The sequence below is a fragment of the Pseudomonas sp. PDM17 genome (assembly GCF_014851985.1).
Lineage (GTDB): Bacteria > Pseudomonadota > Gammaproteobacteria > Pseudomonadales > Pseudomonadaceae > Pseudomonas.
Genome location: NZ_JACVAT010000001.1, coordinates 246,543 through 270,139 on the forward strand (window position 1 = coordinate 246,543; position 23,597 = coordinate 270,139).

At 66.5% G+C, this 23,597-nt stretch carries 23 protein-coding genes; 10 read left to right on the forward strand and 13 right to left on the reverse strand.

The features are described from left to right. Positions 1-178 precede the first annotated feature (178 nt). A complete protein-coding gene (locus tag IB256_RS01185; RefSeq protein ID WP_405307051.1) occupies positions 179-1,075 on the reverse strand; it encodes a DMT family transporter in 897 nt (298 codons plus the stop codon). A 128-nt stretch (positions 1,076-1,203) separates the two neighbouring features. On the opposite strand from IB256_RS01185, the gene IB256_RS01190 reads away from it, so the two are divergent. From IB256_RS01190 to IB256_RS01210, 5 genes are all read left to right on the forward strand, one after another. Then, on the forward strand, positions 1,204-2,601 hold the full coding sequence (locus tag IB256_RS01190; RefSeq protein WP_192291966.1) for a PLP-dependent aminotransferase family protein: 1,398 nt from the start codon (positions 1,204-1,206) through the stop codon (positions 2,599-2,601). Positions 2,602-2,896: 295 nt separating this feature from the next. Then, positions 2,897-3,484 carry a hypothetical protein gene (locus IB256_RS01195; protein ID WP_192291963.1) on the forward strand — a complete coding sequence of 196 codons (588 nt, stop codon included), beginning with the start codon at positions 2,897-2,899 and terminating at the stop codon, positions 3,482-3,484. 131 nt (positions 3,485-3,615) lie between these two features. Further along, positions 3,616-3,903: a DUF3649 domain-containing protein gene (locus IB256_RS01200; protein WP_192291961.1), complete on the forward strand. Its 288-nt coding sequence runs from the start codon at positions 3,616-3,618 to the stop codon at positions 3,901-3,903. Next, positions 3,900-5,423, forward strand: a complete 1,524-nt coding sequence (locus tag IB256_RS01205; protein ID WP_192401043.1) for a PepSY-associated TM helix domain-containing protein — start codon at positions 3,900-3,902, stop codon at positions 5,421-5,423. The genes IB256_RS01200 and IB256_RS01205 overlap by 4 nt, the downstream gene beginning before the upstream one ends. Further along, positions 5,423-5,746, forward strand: a complete 324-nt coding sequence (locus IB256_RS01210) for a DUF3325 domain-containing protein (RefSeq protein ID WP_192401044.1) — start codon at positions 5,423-5,425, stop codon at positions 5,744-5,746. Before IB256_RS01205 ends, IB256_RS01210 begins: the two co-directional genes overlap by 1 nt. A gap of 295 nt (positions 5,747-6,041) precedes the next feature. Here the strand turns inward: IB256_RS01210 and IB256_RS01215 are convergent, their stop codons facing one another. Beyond that, the gene (locus tag IB256_RS01215) at positions 6,042-6,917 is read right to left on the reverse strand and encodes a helix-turn-helix domain-containing protein (RefSeq protein WP_081516207.1); all 876 of its coding nucleotides are present in this window, start codon (positions 6,915-6,917) and stop codon (positions 6,042-6,044) included. 137 nt (positions 6,918-7,054) lie between these two features. Between IB256_RS01215 and IB256_RS01220 the strand changes: the two genes are divergently transcribed. Then, positions 7,055-7,948, forward strand: coding sequence for a DMT family transporter (locus IB256_RS01220; RefSeq protein ID WP_081516206.1), 894 nt, complete (start codon positions 7,055-7,057; stop codon positions 7,946-7,948). 132 nt (positions 7,949-8,080) lie between these two features. Here the strand turns inward: IB256_RS01220 and IB256_RS01225 are convergent, their stop codons facing one another. Together IB256_RS01225 and IB256_RS01230 are read right to left on the reverse strand one after the other, a co-directional pair. Beyond that, positions 8,081-9,055 carry a 2-hydroxyacid dehydrogenase gene (locus IB256_RS01225; protein ID WP_192401045.1) on the reverse strand — a complete coding sequence of 325 codons (975 nt, stop codon included), beginning with the start codon at positions 9,053-9,055 and terminating at the stop codon, positions 8,081-8,083. 206 nt (positions 9,056-9,261) lie between these two features. Continuing rightward, on the reverse strand, positions 9,262-10,197 hold the full coding sequence (locus tag IB256_RS01230) for a LysR family transcriptional regulator (RefSeq protein WP_081516204.1): 936 nt from the start codon (positions 10,195-10,197) through the stop codon (positions 9,262-9,264). A 310-nt stretch (positions 10,198-10,507) separates the two neighbouring features. Here IB256_RS01230 and IB256_RS01235 point away from each other — a divergent pair, with 310 nt between their 5' ends. The 4 genes from IB256_RS01235 to IB256_RS01250 are packed head-to-tail and all read left to right on the forward strand — an operon-like array spanning position 10,508 to position 15,325. Beyond that, on the forward strand, positions 10,508-12,001 hold the full coding sequence (locus IB256_RS01235; protein WP_192291949.1) for an efflux transporter outer membrane subunit: 1,494 nt from the start codon (positions 10,508-10,510) through the stop codon (positions 11,999-12,001). 1 nt (position 12,002) lies between these two features. Continuing rightward, positions 12,003-14,204: an FUSC family protein gene (locus IB256_RS01240; protein ID WP_192401046.1), complete on the forward strand. Its 2,202-nt coding sequence runs from the start codon at positions 12,003-12,005 to the stop codon at positions 14,202-14,204. Between the two features lies 1 nt (position 14,205). Continuing rightward, positions 14,206-14,406 carry a DUF1656 domain-containing protein gene (locus IB256_RS01245; RefSeq protein ID WP_151189733.1) on the forward strand — a complete coding sequence of 67 codons (201 nt, stop codon included), beginning with the start codon at positions 14,206-14,208 and terminating at the stop codon, positions 14,404-14,406. 13 nt (positions 14,407-14,419) lie between these two features. Continuing rightward, positions 14,420-15,325, forward strand: a complete 906-nt coding sequence (locus IB256_RS01250) for an HlyD family secretion protein (protein WP_192401047.1) — start codon at positions 14,420-14,422, stop codon at positions 15,323-15,325. A gap of 60 nt (positions 15,326-15,385) precedes the next feature. Here IB256_RS01250 and IB256_RS01255 read toward each other — a convergent pair whose 3' ends face one another. The 9 genes from IB256_RS01255 to algF form a co-directional block, all read right to left on the reverse strand. Continuing rightward, positions 15,386-17,074, reverse strand: coding sequence for a SulP family inorganic anion transporter (locus IB256_RS01255; protein WP_192401048.1), 1,689 nt, complete (start codon positions 17,072-17,074; stop codon positions 15,386-15,388). A gap of 102 nt (positions 17,075-17,176) precedes the next feature. Next, positions 17,177-17,422 (reverse strand): hypothetical protein, encoded by a 246-nt coding sequence (locus IB256_RS01260; protein WP_192291936.1) that lies wholly within the window; start codon positions 17,420-17,422, stop codon positions 17,177-17,179. A 31-nt stretch (positions 17,423-17,453) separates the two neighbouring features. Beyond that, positions 17,454-18,341, reverse strand: a complete 888-nt coding sequence (locus tag IB256_RS01265) for a TIGR01459 family HAD-type hydrolase (RefSeq protein ID WP_192401049.1) — start codon at positions 18,339-18,341, stop codon at positions 17,454-17,456. A 74-nt stretch (positions 18,342-18,415) separates the two neighbouring features. Then, positions 18,416-19,072 (reverse strand): tyrosine-protein phosphatase, encoded by a 657-nt coding sequence (locus IB256_RS01270; RefSeq protein ID WP_192401050.1) that lies wholly within the window; start codon positions 19,070-19,072, stop codon positions 18,416-18,418. Positions 19,073-19,157: 85 nt separating this feature from the next. After that, positions 19,158-19,544 (reverse strand): hypothetical protein, encoded by a 387-nt coding sequence (locus tag IB256_RS01275; RefSeq protein WP_192291927.1) that lies wholly within the window; start codon positions 19,542-19,544, stop codon positions 19,158-19,160. Further along, positions 19,544-20,374, reverse strand: coding sequence for an SDR family oxidoreductase (locus IB256_RS01280; protein ID WP_192291924.1), 831 nt, complete (start codon positions 20,372-20,374; stop codon positions 19,544-19,546). The genes IB256_RS01275 and IB256_RS01280 overlap by 1 nt, the downstream gene beginning before the upstream one ends. Before the next feature lie 63 nt (positions 20,375-20,437). After that, complete coding sequence (locus IB256_RS01285) at positions 20,438-20,902, reverse strand: multidrug transporter (RefSeq protein WP_192291921.1); 465 nt, start codon at positions 20,900-20,902, stop codon at positions 20,438-20,440. 266 nt (positions 20,903-21,168) lie between these two features. Then, positions 21,169-22,611: a mannose-1-phosphate guanylyltransferase/mannose-6-phosphate isomerase gene (locus IB256_RS01290; RefSeq protein ID WP_192291916.1), complete on the reverse strand. Its 1,443-nt coding sequence runs from the start codon at positions 22,609-22,611 to the stop codon at positions 21,169-21,171. A gap of 325 nt (positions 22,612-22,936) precedes the next feature. Beyond that, positions 22,937-23,587 carry an alginate O-acetyltransferase AlgF gene (algF, locus tag IB256_RS01295; RefSeq protein ID WP_192291913.1) on the reverse strand — a complete coding sequence of 217 codons (651 nt, stop codon included), beginning with the start codon at positions 23,585-23,587 and terminating at the stop codon, positions 22,937-22,939. Between the last annotated feature and the right edge of the window lie 10 nt (positions 23,588-23,597).

The window sequence follows — 23,597 nt, forward strand, 5'->3', positions numbered from 1 at the left end:
GCACGTGGCTGCCCAGGGTCAGCCGTGGCCGGGGCGCGAGTTCGTCGCGCTCCACGACGGGCAGTGGAGATTCGGCGGGTGGCTTCATCCGAGTGTCCTTCCGGCAGTCCAGCCGAGTACGCAAACGCCCGATCATACCGCGATTTTTCTCGGGCGGGACGCGGAAGGAAGCCGGCGGTCAGCGGGCGAAGCGTTTTGCCCCCGCGACGCACAGCACGACAGCGACGGTGGCGCCGGCCATCAGCGGGCTGATCTGCTCGTGGAGCAGAAGGCCGGCCAGCGCCAGGCCAAAGAATGGCTGCAGCAGTTGCAACTGGCCGACCGCGGCGATGCCGCCCGTGGCCAGGCCGTGGTACCAGAAGAAGAAGCCGATCAGCATGCTGAACAGCGAGACGTAGCCCAGGCTGATCCAGGCCGGCCAGCTGGCGCCGCTGAAGGATTCCGGCTGGGTGTACCACGCCAGCGGCAGCATCAGCGGCAGGGACAGCACCAGCACCCAGCAGATTACCTGCCAACTGCCCAGGTGGCGTGCGATGCGCCCGCCTTCGGCGTAGCCCAGGCCGCAGACCGCCACGGCGGCGAGCATCAGCAGGTCGCCGGTGAAGTTGCCCGCACCGCTCTGCGACAGGGCGAAGCCGGCGACGACGGTGCTGCCCAGCAGCGAGCAGATCCAGAACGCCGGACGCGGCTGTTCGCCGGCGCGGACCACGCCGAACAGCGCGGTGGCCAGCGGCAGCAGGCCGACGAAGACGATGGCGTGGGCCGAGTTGACGTGCTTGAGCGCCAGCGCGGTGAGCAGCGGGAAGCCCACCACCACGCCACCGGCGACCACCAGCAGGGGGATCAGGTCCCTGCGCGCCGGCAGCTTCTGCCGCAGCACGATGAGGATTGCCGCCGCCAGCAGGCCGGCGATGCTGGCGCGGGCCAGGGTGAGAAAGGTCGGGTCGAAGTCGGCCACTGCTACCCGCGTCGCCGGCAGCGAGCCGCTGAAGATGAGTACGCCGAGGAAGCCACTGAGCCAGCCACCGAGGTGGCTGTTCGTGGTCAGGGTGTGGGTGTTGTTCATGGTGGGCATCCGGTAGGAGAGCGAGCTTGCAGATTGCGCGTGGAGCCGCCGGACGGCCAGTGACAGGAAGGTACAATTCGAGCAAACTGTCCGTAAATTATATCGGTACACCTTATCCGGTCGCAGGCGAGGGCAGCATGGGCAGACCAAGGAGCACACGGGTCGATTCGGTGATGCACCACGTGCGCGAACGACTGGCTGCGCGGGCGCTGGTGCCCGGTGAACGGTTGCCGTCGATTCGCCAGTTGGCCGAGCAGCTGGAAGTGTCCAAGACCACCGTCGTGGAAGCCTATGACCGGCTGGCCGCCGACGGAGTGATCGCCGCACGCCGGGGCTCCGGCTTCTATGTCGCCGGTCATGCGCCGCCGCTGTCGCTGGCGGATGTCGGCCCGGCGCTGGACCGCAGCATCGATCCGCTGTGGATATCCCGGCAGTCGCTGGAAGCCGCGGATACTTCGCTCAAGCCCGGCTGCGGCTGGCTGCCGCCGTCCTGGCTGCCGGAGGAAGAGTTGCGCCGTGCGCTGCGGCAGATTGCCCGCGCGCCACAATCGAGCCTGCTGGAATACGGTCGCCCCTATGGCCACATCGGTCTGCGCGAACAGCTCGCACGCCGGCTGGCGGACTACGGCGTGCCGGTCGGCCCGCAACAGGTGGTACTTACCGACAACGGTACTCAGGCGATCGACCTGGTCTGTCGCTTCCTGCTGGAGCCGGGCGACTGCGTGCTGGTGGACGACCCCGGCTACTTCAACTTCCAGGCGCTGCTGCGTGCGCACCGCGTGCAGGTTGTGGGTGTGCCCTACACGCCGACCGGGCCGGACGTCGCCGCCATGGCAACCCTGCTGGAGCAGCACCGGCCGCGGCTGTACATCACCAATTCGGCCTTCCATAACCCCACCGGCGCAGTGCTCTCGCCGCTGGTTGCCCATCGCCTGCTGAAGCTCGCCGAGGCCCATGACCTGCTGATCGTCGAGGACGACATCTTCGGTGACTTCGAACACGAGAGCGCGCCGCGCCTGTCGGCCTTCGACGGGCTGGAGCGGGTGATCCAGGTCGGCAGCTTTTCCAAGACGCTGTCGGCTTCGGTGCGCTGTGGCTACATTGCCACCAGGCCCGAATGGTGTGAGCGCCTGGTGGATCTGAAGCTGGCCACCAGCTTCGGCAACAGCCCGTTCAGCGCGGAGATGCTCTACGAACTGCTGCGCAAGGGCAGCTATCGCCGCCACCTGGACAGCCTGCGCGGGCGTCTGGCGGACGCCATGGGCGAGACGCTGCTGCGCCTGCGCGCGCTGGATATCCAGCCCTGGCTGGAGCCGCGTGGCGGGGTGTTCGTCTGGGCCTGCCTGCCCGGTGGGCTGGATGCCGCCGAAGTCTCGCGGGCGGCGTTGGCGGACAATCTGGTGCTGGCGCCCGGCAATGTCTTCAGCCTGAGCCAGAGTGCCGCGGGCTACCTGCGCTTCAACGTCGCCCAGTGCCTGTCGCCGCGCATTTACGAGGGGTTGGAACGGGCCATGGGGCAGGCGCGCGGGCGCTGACAGAAAACAAGCTCAGAAATGACCGGCTTTTCGTTTTCTTCACGTGAATCCAGTGCGTTTCCCTCTCCTGGAACCGTCAGAAAAAGGGGAGGGAAGGACAATAAGCCCTGAGCCGACTGAAAAGCCTGCGGAAAGTTGAACAGCTGTACAACGCGATCTGAAAAATACCACCTCACGGTCGAAAAGGTAGGGCGAACCGCTCACAGGCCAAGCCTCTAGGATTATCGATTCAGCACCTCAGGCTCGCGACAAGTGATGCGAGGTGAATCGTTGGATCAGAAGAAGAGGACACTCTATGGCCGAGCCGTGCCAGCTGTACCTGAAGGTTTCCATCAGTCGTTCCAGACTCGAGGACTTTCTCTCCCGGGAGGCGGGTTCCGCCGCCTGCTTCAGGGATCTCGAACAGTGGCTGGACGGCAATCATCATCGACGAGGCGGCCTGACCTGGGGCGAACTGTGCGAATTGGGGCAGGGCACTACTGCGGCGGCCTGGGTGGCGGGCTGGAGCCAGCATCTGCGCTCGCCGGCCTGGAACCACTACGACGAGACAAGCCAGACCTGGAGCCTTGGCGTGCTGGAGTTCACCGAAAGCCGCGACTGGATACTGGGGTCGATCAACGTGCTGCGGCGCATCGCCGAATTCAAGGACAGGCCTGGTACGGACTACCTGTTGATCTACGAATACCTGTTCGGCAAGGGCAATGTAGTGGCTGCCGTCGAACTGACCTCCGGCGCTTCCCGCATCCTCGAGGAGCAACCGCCCCCGCGGGTTACGGCCGAGGCGGACCTGATGATGAACAGCTTGCTGCGCGCCATGGATGTGAGCGCTACCTATGCCGTTCAGCGAATTTACGACACAGATACTCACAAACGGCGTTGCTGAGTTCTTTTAATTGAGAATTAATATCATATAATTCCGCTTTTCAATCGCGTGCCTGGGCGATGCCCGGGCCGCCTCGCAGGACTCAACTCGATGTGCGTTTCCCCGCGCCAGATCCAACCGAGAGCCGACGCATGAGCGCGACCCAAGCCGGCGCCCTTGTGGCCCGCATCCTGAGTGCCGTGGTCGGCGGCTATGCGCTGGCCTACACGGCGACTGCGTTTCTCAGCGTCTACCTGCCGATGTCACGGCCGGACCGCGTCTCGCTGTCGAGCCTCGCCTGCTTCATCGTCTGGGTCGCGGCGATCATCTACGCCTTCGGCGCGAAGAGCCCTTGGCGTGCGGTCTGGATCCCGGTGGCAGTGAGTGTTGTGCTTGGCGTCGCGGCCTTCCTGCCGAGCGGCTACGGAGTGCGTCCATGAGCCTGCGTCAATCGATGTCCGGCCTGCACACCTGGGCCGGGCTTCTGGTCAGCTGGATTCTCTTCGTCGTGCTGTTCTCCGGCACCGTCGCGGTGTTCGACAAGGAGCTCACCCGCTGGATGACCCCGCAGTTGCACAAGCTGGAGCAGGTCAAGGTGGGCGCCGACCAGGTGCGCGAGCTGATCGTTGAGCGTGCGCCCAAGGCCCACGGCTACTGGATGCACCCGCCCACCGAGCGCATGCCCTACTGGACGGCGGGCTGGGAGCCGGCGGACTTCAGCGAGTTCCAGTCCTTCCTGGTGGATGCCCAGAGCGGCGAGGTGCTGCCCAAGACCGTTGGTGGCAACTTCTTCCTCGAACTGCATTACGAACTCCACGGCGGCATCCTCGGCCTTTACGTGGTCGGCGTGGCCGGCGTGTTCATGCTGGTGGCGCTGGTCAGCGGGGTGATCGTCCACCGACGCATCTTCAAGGATTTCTTCACCCTGCGCCCGCAGGCGGCCAAGCAGCGGGCCTGGCTGGACGCGCATAACGTGCTGGGCGTCCTTGGCCTGCCGTTCCACCTGCTGATGGCCTACACCGGCCTGGCAATCTTCATCACGTTCTACATGACCGCCGGCATCAAGGTGGCCTACAAGAACGACATGGAGCACTTCTTCCATGACGTGCAGGGCGCCTTCGAGCGCGAGGCGCTGGGCAAGCCGGCCAAGGCGACCAAATCCATCGACAACATGATCCTCAAGGCGCGCGAGGCCTGGGGAGACGACAGTCAGGTGGGCTGGATCAACATCGAGAACCCCGGCGATGCCGCGGCGATGGTGCAGATCCGCAGGGCGGTGGACAAGAGCATGGTCAACGACCAGCGCACCGTGTCCTTCGATTCCGGTACGGGGGCGCTGATCCACCTGCAGAAGCCCTACAGGCCGGGTTACAAGACCTACGCCTGGCTGACCGGCCTGCACATGGCGCAGTTCGGCAACGACCTGCTGCGGGTGATGTATTTCGTCCTCGGCCTGGTGGGTTGCGTGATGGTGTTCGGCGGCCTGCAGGTCTGGGTCAGCAAGCGTGAAACGCGCGGCCACCGTGGCGTGGCGCTGGTGCGAACACTCAACGGCGCGGTCTGCGGCGGTCTGCCGATTGCTTCCCTCGGTCTGCTGGCGGCGTCGCGCCTGCTGCCGGCCGACCTGCTCCAGCGCACCCGCTGGGAAGCCACGGCCTTCGTGGTCATCTGGCTGCTGGCGCTGGCCCACGCGCTGTTGCGTCGTGGCAGCCGTGCCATGGCTCGCGAGCAGTTCATCGCGCTGGCGGCACTGGCGCTGCTGCTGCCGGTGCTGAGCTTGTTCGGCCCCGAGCCGGGCCGGGTGACGACGCATGTCGCCAATGGCGACTGGATGATGGTCGGTATCGATCTCGGCTTGCTGCTGATCGGCGGTCTCTGCGTATTCCTCGGCTGGCGCCTGGGACAGGAGCGTGCCGAGCCGGCTCGCGCCCGTCGCGTCCGTAACGAGGAGTATGCCTGATGCTGCTGGTGTTCGGTCTCAACCTGCTGGCGCTGGCGGCGGCCTGTCTGTCGCTGTCCCGTCATCATCGCGATCTGTTCGGCAGCGCGCCCTCGCCGTCGCGGGTGCGTCTGCTGCGAGTCGCTGCGCTGGTGGATGGTGCGCTGGCGCTGGCGTTCTCGATTCACCGCATCGGCATCGAACTGGGCATCGTCTACTGGGCGTGCCTGCTGATGATTGCCTGTGCTGTGCTGGTCCTGCTGCTGGCCTGGCGGCCGCGCTGGGCGTTGCCGACAGCGGCGGCGATGCCGGTGATCGGTGGCGTGCTGGCGGTGCTGGGCTGAGGCTCCGGTAGGAGTCGTTCGGTCCTTGCTCGCGAACCATCCCGGCGCCGTGCCTGTGCTTTTGTCGGAGTGGCCCTGATCCAAGATCGGGGTTTCCATCCACATCGACATCACGGCGAAGCACGAACGTAGGATGGCGTGGAGCGCAGCGATACCTATCGATGGCGACGCGCAGGACAGCATGGGTATCGCAAGCTCCACCCATCCTACAAAGAGCTCGCTGAGGCGGGCGGCAGAATGCGGTGATGCGAGTCGCGAGCTAGCTCGTTCCTGCGAAGAAATGCCCCAGCTCTGGCTACTCCTCGAACGCCTGCCGGTATTCCCCCGGCGTCCCGCCTACCACTGACCTGAAGCGGTTGGCGAAGTGGCTGGCGCTGGAGAACCCGCAGGCCAGGGCAACCTGGCTCAGCGGCTGGCGGGTGTCGCGCAGCAGGCGCTGCGCCAGTGCCACGCGGCGGGCTAGTACGTACTGGTGCGGCGGCATGCCGAAGCTTTCGCGGAACATCCGCGCGAAGTGGTATTCCGACAGCGCTGTCTGCATCGCCAGCTCACCCAGCGACAGCGGCTGGTCGAGGCGCTGCTCGATGTAGTCGGCCACGCGCCGGCGCATGGTCGGCGCCAGTCCGCCCTTGAGCTTCAGGCCTTCGCGCATACCCACCTGGTTCAGCAGCAGGTGGTCGATCAGGTCATGGGCCAGTGTGCTGGTGCGGATACGTTCACCGGGCTCGTGCCAGTCGAGCTTCACCAGTTGGCGGAAGCGCGCGGCCTGCTGCGGGTCGTCGAGGAAGGTGCGTTCGTGCAGCTGCAGTTCGCGCGGCTCGCGGTCGAGCAGGCGGATGCAGCCGAGGGAGAACTGTTCCTGGCCGATGTAGAGGTGCGCCAGGCGAATGTCGCCGTTGACGATCCAGGCCGACTCGGCGCCGGCTGGCATCACGCAGAGCTTGTCCGGCGCGCCGGTGGTGCCGGGGGCGCCACGGCGGAAGGTGCCGGTGCCGTCGTTCAGGTAGCAGGACAGTGTGTGGTGGCTCGGCGCGTGGTAGTCGCGGGCGTCGTGGCTGTTGCTCCAGATCGCCGCGGACAGCCCGTCGCCCAGCTCCGCGCAACGCTCCAGGCGGGCGTTGGGCGAGGCGTTCATCGACTGAAAGACTTCGAGCTGCGAAATGGCTGACATGGGTGTTCCTCTGTTGCCTTCACTCTACCCGCGCGGGCGCGCCTTGCCAGCCCGGTTGTCGCAATAAGCGCAAGAATCTGCAAGCCGGCGCCGGGGGCGGGCGGGAGACTGTTTGCGTAGGATTTCCGGAGACCGCCATGAACCTCTCGCTCTACCTGCTCACCGTGCTCATCTGGGGCACGACCTGGATCGCCATCAAGTTGCAGGTCGGCGTGGTCGCCATTCCGCTGTCCATCGCCTATCGCTTCAGCCTGGCGGCGCTGGTGCTGTTCGCCCTGCTGCTGGTTTCGCGCCGGTTGCAGCCGCTGGGACGGCGTGGGCAGGCGATCTGCTTCGCCCAGGGACTGTGCCTGTTCTGCGTGAACTTCCTGTGCTTCTACACCGCCAGCCAGTGGATCCCCAGCGGGCTGGTCGCCGTGGTGTTCTCCACCGCGACGCTGTGGAACGCGCTGAATGCACGGGTTTTCTTCGGCCAGCGAATTGCACCCAACGTCCTGGGCGGCGGCGCATTCGGTCTGGCGGGGTTGGCGCTGCTGTTCTGGCCGGAGCTGTCCGGGCATCAGGCCTCGCGGGAAACCTTCTACGGCCTGGGGTTGGCGCTGCTCGGCACGCTGTGTTTCTCGGCGGGTAACCTGCTGTCGAGCCTGCAACAGAAAGCCGGGCTGCGGCCGCTGTCGACCAACGCCTGGGGCATGCTCTATGGCTCGCTGATCCTGCTGGTGATCTGTCTGGTGCAGGGTGTGCCACTGACTTTCGACAGCAGCCCGCAGTACGTCTGGTCGCTGCTGTACCTGGCGATCCCCGGCTCGGTGATCGGCTTCACCGCCTACCTGACGCTGGTCGGGCGCATGGGGCCGGAGCGCGCGGCCTACTGCACCGTGCTGTTCCCGGTGGTGGCGCTGAACGTCTCGGCCTTCGCCGAGGGCTACCAGTGGAGCCTGCCAGCGCTGGCCGGGCTTGGGCTGGTGATGGTGGGCAACGTGCTGGTGTTCCGCAAGCCCAGGCCGGTGTTGCAGCCGGCGCGGGCGTGAAGGTCCTTGTGGGAGCGAGTTTGCTCGCGAACCGCCCCGCAGCTATGTAGGGCGAATAACGCGCCAGCGTTATCCGCCGCCGAGATGCCGGCGGATAACCTGTTCCGGGTTATGCGCCCTAAGAAAAGTGCGTCAGGCTTTCCAGGTCTGCGGGTTGACCAGGTTCTTTGGCCGCTCGCCGCGCAGGGCGGCTTCGAAGTTGTCCAGCGCGCACTCGGCCATGGCCTGGCGGGTTTCGTGGGTGGCCGAGCCGATGTGCGGCAGGGTCACGGCGTTGGGCAGGGCGAACAGCGGCGACTCGGCCAGCGGTTCCTTCTCGTAGACGTCCAGGCCGGCGGCGAGGATGCGCTTCTCCTGCAGCGCTTCCACCAGCGCGGCTTCGTCGATCACCTGGCCGCGGGCGATATTCACCAGGATGCCGGTGGGCTTCATCAGCTCCAGCTCGCGCTTGCCGATCAGCTTGCGGGTCTTGTCCGACAGCGGCACCACCACACAGACGAAATCCGCCTCGCCCAGCAGTTCCTCGAAGCCGCAGAAGCGCGCGCCGAACTCCTGTTCCAGCTCCGGCTTGCGGCTGTTGCCGTGGTAGAGGATGTCCATGTTGAAGCCGAAGTGGCCGCGACGGGCGATGGCCGCGCCGATGCGGCCCAGGCCGAGGATGCCGAGCTTCTTGCCGTGCACGTCGACGCCGAAGTGCTGGGCATCCACGGTGCGCTTCCACTGCCCGGCCTTGGTCCAGGCATCCAGCTCGGCGGTGCGCCGGGCGGCAGCCATGATCAGGGCGAAGCCCAGGTCGGCGGTGGTTTCGGTCAGCACGTCCGGGGTATTGGTCAGCGGGATGCCGCGCTGGTTCAGGTAGTTCAGGTCGTAGTTGTCGTAGCCGACCGAAACGCTGGAGATGACCTCCAACTGGGTGGCCTGGGCCAGTTGCTTCTCGCTCAGCGGGCGGCCGACGCCGATCATGCCGTGGGTGGTCGGCAGGGCGGCGGCCAGCTGCGCTTCGACATCGCCCTGCTTGGGGTCGAGCACGGTAACGTTGAACTGGCTGCGCAGGCGGTCGAGGTGTTCCGCGGCAAGGCGGCTGAAGACGAACACATTCTTTTTCATGGCTCTCGGACGGCAGGGAGGCGGAGGGGGCTTAACCCTACCATTGCCGAGCCAGAGCGGCGCAAGGCCTGCGTGCGTGCCGGGCGATTATCGAACGTGGGGTGGTGTGCGGCGGGGAAGAAGATGGGTTCGCGGGCAAGCTCACTGAACACCGGGGTAAGGAGTTACACAGTGAGCTTGCCCGCGAAACACGACGAAAAGGGTGGTCAGGGTCCCACATCGGCGAGCCCGGCGCCATCGGCCTGGAGCACACCGGGGAGATTTTCTCGCAGGTACGCGACCCAGGTCTTGATCTTTGCGTCCAGGTACTGGCGAGACGGATACAGCGCGTAGACGTTGAGGATCTGCAGTTTGTAGTGCGGCAGCACGCGCACCAGCGAGCCGTCGCGCAGGCCGTCGATGGCCGAGTAGACGGGCAGGGCGCTGATACCCATGCCCGAGCCGATGGCCTCGGTCATGGCGTCGCCGACGTTCACCTGGAAGGGCGAGGGGCCGAGGGTGATCATTTCCTGGCCGTTGGGGCCGTCGAACAGCCACTTGTCCAGCGGCAGCACCGGGCTGATCAGGCGCAGGCAATCGTGGTCCATCAGCTCCGTCGGGGTTTTCGGCGTGCCGCGCCGGGCCAGGTAGTCGGGCGAGGCGCAGAGGATGCTGTAGGTCTCGCCGATGCGCTGGGATACCAGGCCCGAGTCGGGCAGTTCGGAGGCGACTACGATGGCCACGTCGAAACCTTCGTCGAGCAGGTCCGGCACGCGGTTGGCCATGGTCAGCTCGAAGGTCACGTCCGGGTGCAACTGGCGGTAGTTGGCGATGGCGCGGATCACGTAGTGCTGGCCGATGCCGGTCATCGAGTGTACGCGCAGGCGGCCGGCGGGGCGGGCATGGGCGTCGCTGGCCTCGGCTTCGGCTTCCTCGACGTAGGCGAGAATCTGCTCGCAGCGCAGCAGGTAGCGCTGGCCGGCCTCGGTGAGGGCGATCCGCCGGGTAGTGCGGTTGAGCAGGCGGGTCCGCAGGTGGGACTCCAGATTGGCGACCGCGCGGGATACGTAGGCGGTGGTGGTGTTCAGCTGCTGCGCGGCGGCGGTGAAACTGCCGGTTTCCGCAACGCAGGCGAACGCACGCATGGTCTGCAGTGTGTCCATTAGGGCCTCGTCAGTGGGGCGTCTGTCCCGGGTGGCGACGCCAGTGAAGCGATACGTCGCCGCCGGCGGCATGTCCTTGATGGGTGGCAATGCGCGGAGCAGAGCGGGGGCGGCCTATTGTCACATGGATGGCGACACACATTGTTTCATTATCGGTAATAAACAATCACAAATCAGCCGGCTTATCCGTTCCCTTCCCCATCCCTAGAATTCAATCGCCGCCATTGGCTTTGCCGGCATCTCCACGCTTAAAAGCCCCACGCTGAAAAGCTAGACCACTTCCAGGACCTCCACCGTGTCGCGTCACCTCATGAAAGGACTGACGTTCGTCGGCTCCTTTGTCATTTTTTCAACAATCGCCGGATGTATCAGCACCAACGGCATCGCCCCGCAGGAACAACGCCTGGGCGACACCGAGCTGGCCACCGACGCCGCCATCGCGCACGCCAACCAGGAAGCTGGCTGGCCGGCCGAGCAGTGGTGGCGCGCCTATGGCGATCCGCAGTTGAATGCCTGGGTGCAGACCGCGCTGGAGGGCAGCCCGACCCTGGCCCAGGCCGAGGCGCGGGTGCGCATGGCCATGGCCATGGCCGGCATAGCCGAGTCCGCCGAGTCGCCGCAGATCGGCGTGGACGCCTCGCTGACCCGCCACCGCTGGCCGACCGACTACTTCTACGGTCCGGGCGACCTGGCCGACAGCACCACGTTCAACAACAACGCCGCCCTGGGCTTCAATTATTCGCTGGACCTCTGGGGCCGCGAGCGCAGCAACACCGAGCGCTACGTGAACATCGCCAAGATGACTGCCGCCGAGGCGCGCATGGCCCAGCTGGAGCTGGAGGGCAATATCGTCCGCGCCTACATCCAGCTGTCGCTGCAGTACGCCAAGCTGGACATCGGCAAGGCCATGCTGGCGCAGCAGCAGGGCATCCTGGCCCTGGCCCAGCGCCGCCTCGACGGTGGCATCGGCACGCACTTCGAAGTCAGCCAGGCGGAAGTCCCGCTGCCGGAAACTGAACGCAAGATCGAGGCGGTGGACGAGGAAATCCAGCTTACCCGTAACCAGATCGCTGCCCTGGCCGGCAAGGGCCCCGGCGCCGGTGCCTCGATCCAGCGGCCGAGCCTGAAGCTCGCCGAAGGGCCGGGGCTGCCCAGCAAGCTGCCGATGGAATTGCTCGGCCACCGCCCGGACGTGGTCGCCAGCCGCTGGAAAGTCGCCGCGCAAGCCAAGGGTGTGGATGTCGCCCGCGCCGAGTTCTACCCCAACGTCGACCTGGTCGCGAGCATCGGCTACAGCGCCGTCGGTGGCGGCGTGCTGGAGTTCCTCAACGCCGAGAAATTCACCTACGGCGTCGGCCCGGCCATCTCCCTGCCGATCTTCGACGGGGGCCGCCGCCGTTCGCAGCTGAGCCAGGAATCCGCCGGCTACGACGCCGCCGTGGCGCAGTACAACCAGACCCTGGTCAATGCCCTCAAGGGCATCTCCGACCAACTGATCCGCATGCACTCCATGGAGCTGCAGGAAGGTTTCGCCGCCAAATCCGTGGCCTCGGCCCAGCGCACCTACGACATCGCCACCAAGGCCTATCGTGGCGGCCTGACCGACTACCTCAACGTGCTCAACGCGCAGACCCGGCTGTTCCAGCAGCAGTTGGTGGAGCAGCAGGTGCGCGCCGCGCGCCTGGCTACCCATGCCGGCCTCGTCGTCGCCCTGGGCGGCGGTCTGATGGACAAGCAGGAAGGCCCGAAAGAGGCGAAGATGGTCCCCGAGACCGTCGACGTCCGCGCGGCCAGCGAGCGCTGAGATGGCCGGCGACTCCTTCAACGGCAGCACCGCCACCCGCCAGCTGGCGCCGCTGGACGCCCTGCGTCGCGCGCTGCTGGAGTGGGGCCGCAGTGACGGCGTCACCTGGGTGTACATCGCCAAGGTGCTGCTCGCCGCGCTGCTGACCCTGTGGCTGGCGATGCGCCTGGAACTGCCGCAGCCGAGCACGGCGACCATCACCGTGTTCATCGTCATGCAGCCGCAGAGCGGCCAGGTGTTCGCCAAGAGCTTCTACCGGATTCTCGGCAGCCTGGTCGGGCTGACCGTGATGGTCGCGCTGATCGCCATCTTCGCCCAGCAGCGTGAGCTGTTCCTGCTCGTCTCGGCGCTGTGGATCGGCCTGTGCACCGTCGGCGCTGCGCGCTACCGAGACTTTCGCTCCTACGCCTGTGTCCTCGCCGGCTACACCGCCACGCTGATCGGCCTGCCAGCCACCCTGCACCCGGAAGCTGCCTTCATGTCGGCCATCTGGCGTGTGCTGGAAATCAGCCTCGGCATCCTCTGTTCCATGGTGGTCAGCGCCACGCTGTTCCCGCAGACCTCCAGCACCGCCATGCGCAGTGCGCTGTACCAGCGTTTCGGCGCTTTCGCCGGATTCGTCCTGGACAACCTCGGCGGCGGCGAGCGGCCGAAGTTCGAGGCCGCCAACGTGGCCTTCGCCGCCCAGGCCGTTGGTCTGGAAGCGCTGCGCAGCGTTACCCGTTTCGAAGACCCGCACATGCGCCTGCGCTCCGGCCGCCTGTCGCGGCTGAACAACGAGTTCATGGTCCTCACCACCCGCTACCACGCGCTGCACCAGTTGCTTTCGCGCCTGCGCGCGCAGGAAGCCGAGGCCGTGTTGCGTGCGCTGCAGCCGTGCCTGGACGAACTCGCCCAGGTGCTCGCTCCGTGGCGTGGCCAGTCGGTCACCGACCGCGACGCCGAACGCCTCGCCGCCCAGCTGGAAAGCCACCGCACGCGGATGATGCAACGCATACGCTCCGGTCGTGCGCAACTGCTGGATGAACAGGACGATCCGTCCGCGCTGCTGGACTACAACACCGCCGGCGAACTGCTCTACCGCCTGGCCGACGATCTCTACAACTACGCCCTGACCCACGCTTCCCTGGCCGCGCACAAGCACGAGCGGGAGAACTGGAAGCACGGCTTCTCGCCCAAGGCCAACCTGGTCGCCTCGCTGGTGGCCGGCGGGCGCACCGCGTTGATGGTGCTGGTGTTCGGCATCTTCTGGATCGAGACCGCCTGGCCCAGTGGCAGCACCTTCGTGCTCAACGCCGCCGCCGTCGCCGCTCTCGTATCGGCCGCGCCGGACCCGGCGAAGATGGCCATGCAGATGGCCGTGGGCACCTTCTTCGCCGCCATCCTCGGCTTCTCGGAAACCTTCTTCGTGTTCCCGCACCTGGACGGCTTCCCCCTGCTGGCCTTCGCCCTGGCGCCGGTGTTCGCGGTGGGCGCGTTCTTCTCGATCAAGCCCAAGTACGCCGGCTACGGCCTGGGCCTGCTGGTGTTCTTCAGCTTCGGCGCAATTCCGGCAAACCTCACCGTCTACGATCCGGGCCGTATGCTCAACGAGTACATCGCCCTGGTGATCTCGCAGAGCCTCGCGGCCGTGGTCGCCGCGGTGATCATGCCGCCCACCAGCGCCTGGCTGTGGCGCCGCCTGGAGAAGGACCTGCGCCTGCGCGTGGTGGAAGCCATCAGCGGCAAGCTCGACGGCCTCGTCTCGTCCTTCGAGAGCGGCACCCGCGACCTGCTCAACCAGGCTTACGGCGTCGCCGCGCGCAGCCCGCAGATGCAACGCCGCCTGCTGCGCTGGACCTTCGTGGTGCTGGAGATCGGCCATTCGATCATCGAGTTGCGCGTCGAGCAGGAAAACCTGCCGAACGAGCCCTGCTATGCGCAATCGTCGCCCTGGCGGCAGTCGATCCGCGCCATGGGCCGCGCGCTGATCCGCCTGTTCGTCAAGCCGTGCGAGGCCAACCGCGAGCGTGCCCTGGCCGCCGTCGAGCAGGCCATCGACTGCGTGAGGACCACCGACGAGCCTCGCGCCCCGGACTTCGAAAGCTCGCCGCTGCGCCGCGTGCTCAGCTACCTGCACTTCATCCGCAGCAGCCTGCTCGATGCGCAGTCGCCGCTGCGCGATGGCGAAACCTCTTCTGGAAGATCGACCCATGTTGCCTGACCTGCCCCGCGAGATCGCGTTCCACGGGGTCTACATGCCGACCCTGACCCTGATGTTCCTCGTTGCCGCGGTGATCTGCTGGGGCATCGACCGCGTCTTCGCCTCCATCGGCCTGTACCGCTTCACCTGGCACCCGGCGCTGTTCCGCGTGTGCCTGTTCGCCTGCCTGTTCGGCGGCCTGTCTCTCACTATCTATAAGTAACGAGCGTGCACCCATGACTCTCAAATCCATCATCAGCCTGCTGGCGACCCTGATCATCCTGGCGGTCGCCGCGTTGATCGGCCGCGCCCTCTGGGTGAACTACATGGATACGCCCTGGACCCGCGACGGCCGGGTGCGCGCCGACATCATCAACGTCGCCGCCGACGTCTCCGGCGTGGTGGTCGACGTGCCGGTGCGCGACAACCAGCAGGTGAAGAAGGGCGACCTGCTGATGCAGATCGATCCGGACCACTACCAGATCGCCGTGAAGCAGGCCCAGGCCCTGGTCGACTCGCGCAAGGCCACCCTGCAGATGCGCCTGCTCAACGCCAAGCGCCGCCGCGCCATGGACGAGGAAGTCGTCTCCCGCGAGAGCCTGGACGACGCCAGCAACACCGCCGCTGCCTCCGAGGCCGACTACCAGCAGGCCCTGGCCGCGCTGGACGCCGCCAAGCTGAACCTGGAACGCACCCAGGTGCGGGCCTCGGTGGACGGCTACGTGACCAACCTCAACGTGCACCGTGGCGACTACGCCCGCGTGGGCGAGGCGAAGATGGCCGTGGTCGACGAGAACTCCTACTGGATCTACGGCTACTTCGAAGAGACCAAGCTGCCGCACATCCGCGTCGGTGACCCGGCCGAGCTGCAACTGATGAGCGGCGAGCGCCTGAAAGGCCATGTCGAGAGCATCGCCCGCGCCATCTACGACCGCGACAACCCGGAAAGCCGCGAGCTGGTGGCCGATGTCAATCCGACCTTCAACTGGGTACGCCTGGCCCAGCGCGTGCCGGTGCGCATCCATATCGACGACGTGCCGGAAGGCGTGCTGCTGGCGGCAGGCATCACCGCTACCGTGATCGTCAACCCGCAGAGCCGCAACGCGGAACACTCCGACGGCGCGGCTGCGGCGGCGCAGTGATCGGAGCGGGTGAATGAAGAACGGGAGCTGCGGCTCCCGTTTTCATTTCCCGAGGTGGCCTCAGCGTGGGCCTGTGGATTCTTCCTGCGGTGCAACGCCAGTGAGTGCCAGAGCTTCATGCAGTGTCGGCAGCAGATAGCGAGACTCGACGACCTGATCGATGGCGTGCCTGGCCATGTCCGCGCGCAGGTAGCTATTGACCCGCCCGAACAGCAATTGCACACCCTGCTGCGAAAGGTTGCGATACAGCTCCAGCAAGGTGCGCGCAGCGGAGTAGTCCAGGCTGGTGATGGCGCCAGCATCCACCACGAACCAGCGCAGCCCGGCTGGCGCCTGGCTGGCCAGCTGCGCTACCTGGCTGGCGAAGAATGTGTCGTTGGCATAGAACAGGTCGGCGCCGAAACGAAACACGATCAGCCCCGGCGCCGTCTCCCGGCCCGGCTGCACGGCCAGGGGCTGCCAGCGGCCGCCGGCGTCCGGCGCCAGCATCAGGGTGTGCGGACGGTAACTATGGCGAACGTGGTGCAGCAGCGAGAGAGCCATGGCCAGCAGGATGCCCTGCTCCACGCCCACCAGCAGTACGGTGAGGGTGGTGGCCAGCGCCATGCGGAACTCCATCGGGCTTTCCTGGCGCATGGCCCGCAGGGTCTTTACGTCCACTAGCCCGATGGCGATGGCGAACACCACCGCCGCCAACACGCAGTGCGGCAGGTACTGCAGCCACTGGCAGAGGAACAGCAGCACCAGCGCCACCACCAGGACGAAGCCCAGCTGGGCGAACTGGCTGCGCGCGCCGGCCTGCTCGGCCATGGCGGTCTGGGTCGGGCTGCCGTTGACCACGAAGGCGCCGCTGAAGGCCGCCGCCGCGTTGGCCGTCGACAGGCCGAGGATATTGGCGTTCTGGTCATCGTGCTCATGGTGGCGGTCGGCGTAGACGCGGCTGGCCGCGGAGCTCTGGGCGATGATCATGACGAAACCGGCGCCGGCGGTCGGCAGCAGGGCGACGATGTCCTGCCAGCCAAGCCGGGGCAGAGTCAGCGATGGCAGACCGCCGGCCACCGGGCCGAGCACCTGGATTCCTTTTCCGGCGAAGTCGAACAGGGCACTGGCGGCGATGCAGCCGACCAGCACCAGCAGCGGAACGGGCAGACGCGGTGCCCAGCGCCTGGCGGCGAACAGTACCAGCAGCAACGACAGCGCCAGCGTGGCGGTCAGCACGTGGACCTGCGGCAGGTGACCGAGCACGTAAAGCAGTTTGCCCACCGAGGTGCGAGCGTCGACCGCAAGACCCAGCAGATCGCCGGACATCGCCAGTGCGACCTGCACGCCAACACCCGCGAGGAAACCGGTCAGCGCTGTGCGCGACAGGAAGTCGGCGAGGAAGCCCAGCCGCAGCAGGCGTGCAATCAACAGCAGCACGGCCGTGAGCAGCGCCACGGTGCCGGCGAGGGAGACGTACTCCGGGCTGCCGAGGCTGGCCATGCCGGACAGCTGGCTGGAGAAGATGGTGGCGGTGGCCGAATCCGCCGCCACCACCAGATGCCGTGAGGCGCCGAAGAAGGCGAAGGCCAGCAGCGGCAGCAGCGCGGTGTAGAGCCCGGTGACTGCCGGCATGCCGGCGATGCGTGCGTATCCGAGCAACTGGGGGATGTCCATCGCCGCCAGCGAGACGCCGGCCAGCGCATCGCGCAGCGCGCCTTTGTGGGTGATGGGGCGAATGCCCTGGAGGAGTTTTACGGGAGACGCCATGGGTGCTCTGCCTTGAATGTGGTAGGGCATTCGAGCAATGGCGCCGGCCGGCGAACAGCGGGCGACTTCCCAAGGGCCTATCGGAGTCTTCGCGGCAATCCGTCAGGCGTCACCGCGCTGGCGGTTCTTGTAGCTGCCGCGAATGTTCATCGCCGCCAGGCACAACTGCAGCAGCACCAGCGCGTAGGCCTTGGCCGGAATGCCCCAGGCGATCCACAGCGCATTGCTGGCGAGAAAGACCCAGAAACCGATCTCTCGCCGTTTGCGCGCACGCGAGCCGACCAGCCAGGCGGCGAGGACGGTAACCAGCATGGCTGGCCATTGCAGCAGGTCGATCAGCTCGTTCATCGGCGGTCGGGCTCAGAAGGGTGTCCTGAACTCAGACCAGCCCCGGCGCGGCAAAGTGCGGACGAACTGGGTAGCCATCGAGCAGTGCGTTGGTTTTTTCCGGGTCCAGTTCGCCGTTGAAGGCCACGCCCAGCGCCTGGCGATGGATACCGGTGGACGCCAGCCACAGGGTATCGATACGCGCGGCCAGTGCGCCGGGCACGTCGGTCACCAGCGAATCGCCGACGAACAGGATGTGCTTCGCGCCGCGCGCTTCCAGTTGCCGCTGGGCGATGCGGAAGGCCGACGGATCGGGTTTGCCGTACCAATGGACGCTGCCACCTTCCTCGGCGAAGGCTTCGGCCAGGCGACCGGCGCCGAATACTGTCTTGCCGCCGGACACCACCACGCGGTCCGGGTTGGCGCAGAGGAAGGGTTTGTCAGTGGCGCTGCGCAACGGGGCAAAGCGCTCTTCCAGCTCATCCTGCGGAAAGCTGCCGACGCCGAGGATCAGTGAAGCGGCGTGGATGTCGTCGCAGAAGCGCTCGCGGATCTCCGCCGGCCAGGTGGTCAGTGCATCGCCGACGCCGACGGTGTAGATGCCGCCGCGCTGGAATTCCCGCTCATGGGTGAAGGCGTCGATGGCCAACTGGCCGGAGGTGGTGATGCCGGCGAACAGCTCGCGGGAGACGCCCAGCCGCACCAGGGTGTCGGCCATTTCCGGGACGCTACGCGAGGCATTGCTGAGAAACCACACCGGCTTGCCTTCGGCGGCGCGGCGGGCAAGCCAGTCGAGGGCGCCGGGGAAAACGTCGACGCCGTCGATCAGCACGCCCCAGAGGTCGAGCAGGAAACCGTCGTAGTCGGCGCAGAAGGTATCCAGGCCGGCGTGGTCGATGTAGCGGGTGTGGGTGACGGCACTGAAGCGGGAGGTGGTCATGGCTTGCCTGTAAAGCGGTGGGAGTGCGCCCACGTTAGCGCACTCTCGCCATGACGGTGTGACAGATACGCCGATCAGTGCGCCGGGTGCGGCGGACGGTCCTCGCCGAAGGTGTCCGCCAGCCAGCCCTTGAGCTGGCAACCGGCGAAGGCCGAGGTGCTGCACTCGCCGCTGGCCAGGGCCTGTTGCAGCTTGCCGATGTCGGCCTTCTGTACGTAGGCAATAGCGTCCGTCATGTCGTCTTCGGCGCCGTAGCCGCCCTGGACCATCTCCTTGAGCGCGTCTTCCTTGCTCCAGCCCTGGATCACCGTGCGGTACATCGCGGCGAACAGGCCGGTGCGGTCGCGTCCGTGCTTGCAGTGCATCAGCACCGGGCCGTTCTGTTCGGCCTGCTGCAGGAGGCGCAGGACCTTCAGCACGTCGGCATCATCGACGCGGTCGGCGTGGGTCGGGAAGCTCACTGCCTGCATGTCGTGCTGGCCGATCCATTCGCGGTCGTCGTCCTTGATGAAGCTCACCACAGTCTTCACCTGCAGGCGCTGCAACTCGGGCAGGTTGGCGCTGCCGGGCAGGGCGCTGCGGTAGAGGGTCGGCGACATCTGGTAAAGGTTGAACGATTTGTCCACCGGCTTGGCCCAGTCGGTCGGCGTCTCGCCAGCGGCCAGGGCAAGCGGGCCGAAGGTCAGGAGGGCGGCAGCGATGGCGCCACGGAAAATCGAAGGCAGGGACATGGGGACTCCTCTAAGGTCCGCGTCACCTTAGGTGGGGGCCGGTTGTGCCCGGATGAAAAGCAGGTGAAGAAAGCGTGAATACCCGTCAGCGTGAGCCGCTTGGCAGGAAGCGCACGAGCACGCCGGGGCGGAAGAACCACCAGACGCACAGCGGGTAGCACAGGTAGTTCAGCGCGTAGATCAGCAGCGCTGCCGGGCTCGGGGTGTTCTTCCACGCGGCCATTCCGACAAGGATGGCGTAGAGCACTGCCAGCCCACCGCCGTACAGCGCAGTCAGCCGCCAGCGCTCGCCGGTTTCCGCCAGCCGCTCGTGCCGGCGGGCGAACCAGAAGGCCATGGCGGCGGCGATTACCGCGGCGACCAGCAAGGTCGCCGGAACACCGCCGACCCGTAGCAGGCCGCGTGCCACCACGTTGAGGAAGAAGGCGGCGAGGATGCCGGCGAGAGCGAGGTAGCGGACCTGGTAGGTCATCAGAGTTGCCCGTCGAGGCCGAAGCGCTTCTTCAGCACCTTGTCCAGCAGGCCGGTGGGCAGCCAGCGCGAGAGCAGCGGCAGGGCCCGGCTGCCGTTGCCGATGCGCAGCAGGCGCGGACGCGGGGATTTCTGCGCGGCGGCCAGCAGTTCGCGGGCGAAGTCGCTGGCCGGCGTGGGTTTGTCCTGGGAGGCCGCGGCGCGCGCCTGGATGAATTTACGCAACGGCCACCAGGCGGAGTCTTCGCTGACCACCGCGGCCATCTCGCGGCTGGCGTTGGCGCCGAAGTTGGAGGCGATGGCGCCGGGCTGCACCTCCATCACCCCGATGCCGAAGGGCGCCAGTTCCAGGCGCAGAGCGTCGTTGAGCGCGTGCACCGCCGCTTTCGATGCGCAGTAGGCACCGGCGAAGGGCGTGACCAGCACTCCGGACACGCTGCCGATGTTCACCACCAGCCCGCGCCGCGCGCGCAGCGCGGGGAACAGCGCGCGGGTGACGCCGACCACGGCGAACACGTTGGTTTCGAACTGACGGCGGATCGCCTGGCTGCCGCCGTCCAGCAGCGGGCCCATGGCGCCGTAGCCGGCGTTGTTGATCAGCACATCGAGGCCGCCGGCTTCGCGCTGCAGCAGCTCGGCGAGACGCTCGACGGCGGGCTCGTCGTTGACGTCCAGCAGCACGCCACGCAATCCCGCCTGGCCGAGGGCGGCGACGTCTTCATCGCGGCGGGCGGTGGCCCAGACCTGGTAGCCGGCGGCCTGGAAGGCATCGGCGAGGGCGCGGCCGATACCGCTGGAGCAACCGGTGATGAGGGCGACGGGTTGGGGCATGGTCTGGCAGTCCTTTGGGCTATGAGCGCGGACTACCGTACCGGATTGTGCGGGGCAGGTGAATCAGTTGCCGAAACGGCCGCTCACCCGTTCAGCGCGGAATTCCAGGGTGCTGGCGCGGTAGCCGGGGCGCACCGGCGGCAGCGGCAGGCAGTCGCTCCAGCTGTCGCCGGCGAGCAGCGCGCCGGGGCCGCGGTAACGCGGGGCTTCGTAAAGGTTTTCGGCGAGGTCGGTGGTATCGCCGGGACGGTAGGCGGCGACTTTCCAGCGCAGTTCCAGCAGAGGTCGGGAGGCGCCGTTCTTCAGGCTGACGGCCAATGGGCGGCCGGGCTGGCACTGGTCGGGCTGGTAAGTGATGCGCAGTTCCAGGTGCTGGAGTTGGCGGGCGTCGCTGTTGTCCTGCCAGATGGCGATGGCGATCACCGAGGCCAGCCCGACCAGCCCGGCGCCGGAGATCGGCAGGGCACGGGAGGGGTAGCGGATCAGCAGGATGATCCAGGTGACGATCAGCAGGATGCCGTACAGCATGGAGCGCTCCGCGCAGGGTATCGGGCATTACCTTAGCAGGCGGCGGGGTGGGGCGGGTTGATGTAGCGCGGGGAGCTTACTCGCGAACAGACCGTGGGGCGGACAACGCGTCAGCGTTATCCGCCGTCAGGGCATCGGCGGATAACCCGTTCCGGGTTATCCGCCCTACGCAGGTACCTCGGCAGGCGACCATAAAAAAGCCCCCGCACCGAAAGGTGCGGGGGCATTGGCGCTGATGGGGGGAAGCGCCGGATCCTCGCGTGGAATCAGCGCACGACCGCGCGCAGCTCCACGTTCTCGGTGGTACGGCCGTAGACGTCTTCCAGACGCTCGATGTCGTCTTCACCCAGATAGCTGCCCGATTGCACTTCGATGATCTCCAGCGGAATCTTGCCTGGGTTGGCCAGGCGGTGGACCGAGGCGATCGGGATGTAGGTGGACTGGTTCTCGGTGAGGAGGAAGGTATTGTCGTCACAGGTCACCTGGGCGGTGCCGGAGACGACGATCCAGTGCTCGGCGCGATGGTGGTGCATCTGCAGCGACAGGCGAGCGCCCGGCTTGACGGTGATGTGCTTGACCTGGAAACGGCCGCCCATGTCCACCGAGTCGTAGGAGCCCCACGGACGGTAGACCTGGCAGTGGTTCTGGGTCTCGCTGCGGCCAGCGGCGTCGAGCTGGTTGACCACCTTCTTGACGTCCTGCACGCGGTCCTTGTGGGCGATCATCATGGCGTCCTTGGTTTCGACCACCACGATGTCCTCCAGGCCGACCACAGAGACCAGCTTGCCGTTGCCGTGCACCAGGCAGTTGTGGCTGTCGTGCACCACCACGTCACCCATGGTGACGTTGCCGTCGGCGTCCTTTTCGTGGACTTCCCAGATCGAGGACCAGCTGCCCACGTCGTTCCAGCCGGCGGCCAGGGGCACCACGCAGGCGCGGCGGGTCTTTTCCATCACGGCGTAGTCGATGGAGTTGTCCGGGCAGCACTCGAAGGTGGCGGCGTCGATGTTGATCAGCTCACCGTCGTGCTGGCTACGCTCCAGGGCCAGCAGGCAGGTGTCGTAGATGTCGGCGTCGTGCTTCTTCAGTTCTTCCAGGAAGCGGCTGGCGCGGAACAGGAACATGCCGCTGTTCCAGAAGTAGCCGCCTTCCTCGACGAACTGCTGGGCGCGTGCTTCATCGGGTTTCTCGACGAAGCGCTCGACGCGGATGACGCCATCCGGCAGGCCGCGCTCGTCACCGGACTTGATGTAGCCGTAGCCGGTTTCCGGGCGGTCGGCGGGGATGCCGAAGAGCACCATCTCGCCCTTTTCGGCGGCGTTGGTGGCCAGTGCCAGGGCGCGCTGGAAGGCGCGCTGGTCTTCGATCACGTGGTCGGCCGGGAGGATCAGCAGCAGTTCGTCACGGCCTTCGGACATGAGCTTCATGGCGGCGATGGCGACCGCCGGGGCGGTGTTGCGGCCAAAGGGTTCGAGCAGGATCGACTGGGTCTTCAGGCTCAGCGCTTCGAGCTGTTCCTGGACGATGAAACGGTGTTCCTGGTTGCTCACCACCACCGGCGGCTCCATGCCTTCGAACACCAGGCGCTCCAGGGTCTGTTGGAACAGGGTGTGTTCGCCGGTCAGGGCCAGGAACTGCTTGGGATACTGTTTGCGCGAAAGAGGCCAGAGTCGCGAGCCGCTACCACCGGAAAGGATTACTGGGATCATCGGGTTTCTCCTAAAGCGTTTGCGTTCTGTCGGCCGGACCACGTCATGCGGGCCGGCGTGCGGTTTGGGTGACCTCTCCTGTGCTTGCCGTCGTTGCGGCGCACGGGTCTTGCTGCCGGTGTGGGGCCGGTCTTGTTGTTTTGCATATTTGTTTGGGAGCGGGGTGTAGCACCCTCTCCCCAGCCCTCTCCCTGAAGGGAGAGGGAGTTGTTCGTGCCGGCTGATGCCATGGTTTCCACCTGCGCCAATCCAGTCCCATCTCCCTTCAGGGAGAGGGTTAGGGAGAGGGCGAGTGGTACGCGTTGGCACGTCATCGTTGACTGACTCAGTCCGCCTTGACCGGGCGCTTGACCCACACCGGGTTCAGCTTGCCGCCGTCGCCGGTGACGTAGAGGCAGACCACTTCGCCGCGTTCGAGGGTGACGGGCTTGAGGTCGCTGACCTTCTTAGCGCCGTCGAACAGCGCCAGGTTCACCTTCACCGGGTTGATCTCGCGGTCGCCGTGGCTTTGCGGGGCGACGTTGCTGACCACTTCGGTCTTGCCGTCGGCGGTCTTCAGGGTGAGGGCCTTGCCGCTGAGGTTCTGTACGCGGACGAGGGCTTTCTGCTTGTTCTTGAACGGCGGCTCGGGCACCAGGCGCGGCTGGCCGCCGGGCTGGCTGACGAGGGTGTAGTAGGCGTCCGGATCGAGTTTCACCGGCAGGCTCTGGGTACCGACCTTGGCGGTGTAGTTGCCCGGCGGAAGGAACTTGAAGTCGCTGGAGCCCAGCGGCGAGATGTCGTTGAGGGTGGCGTTGCCGACGCTGACGGACAGCTCGCCGCTGCCGGCGTTGTAGGCCCGCACGAAGGTGGAGCCCTTGGGAGCCTGCGGGCCGTACAGCGCGCCTTCACCGCCGGCGAAGGCGCCGAAGGATGCGGCGCCCAGAGCCAGTGCGAGGGCGGACGACTTCAGGGTGCGAATGGTCAGTCGGTTCATGGGGTGTACC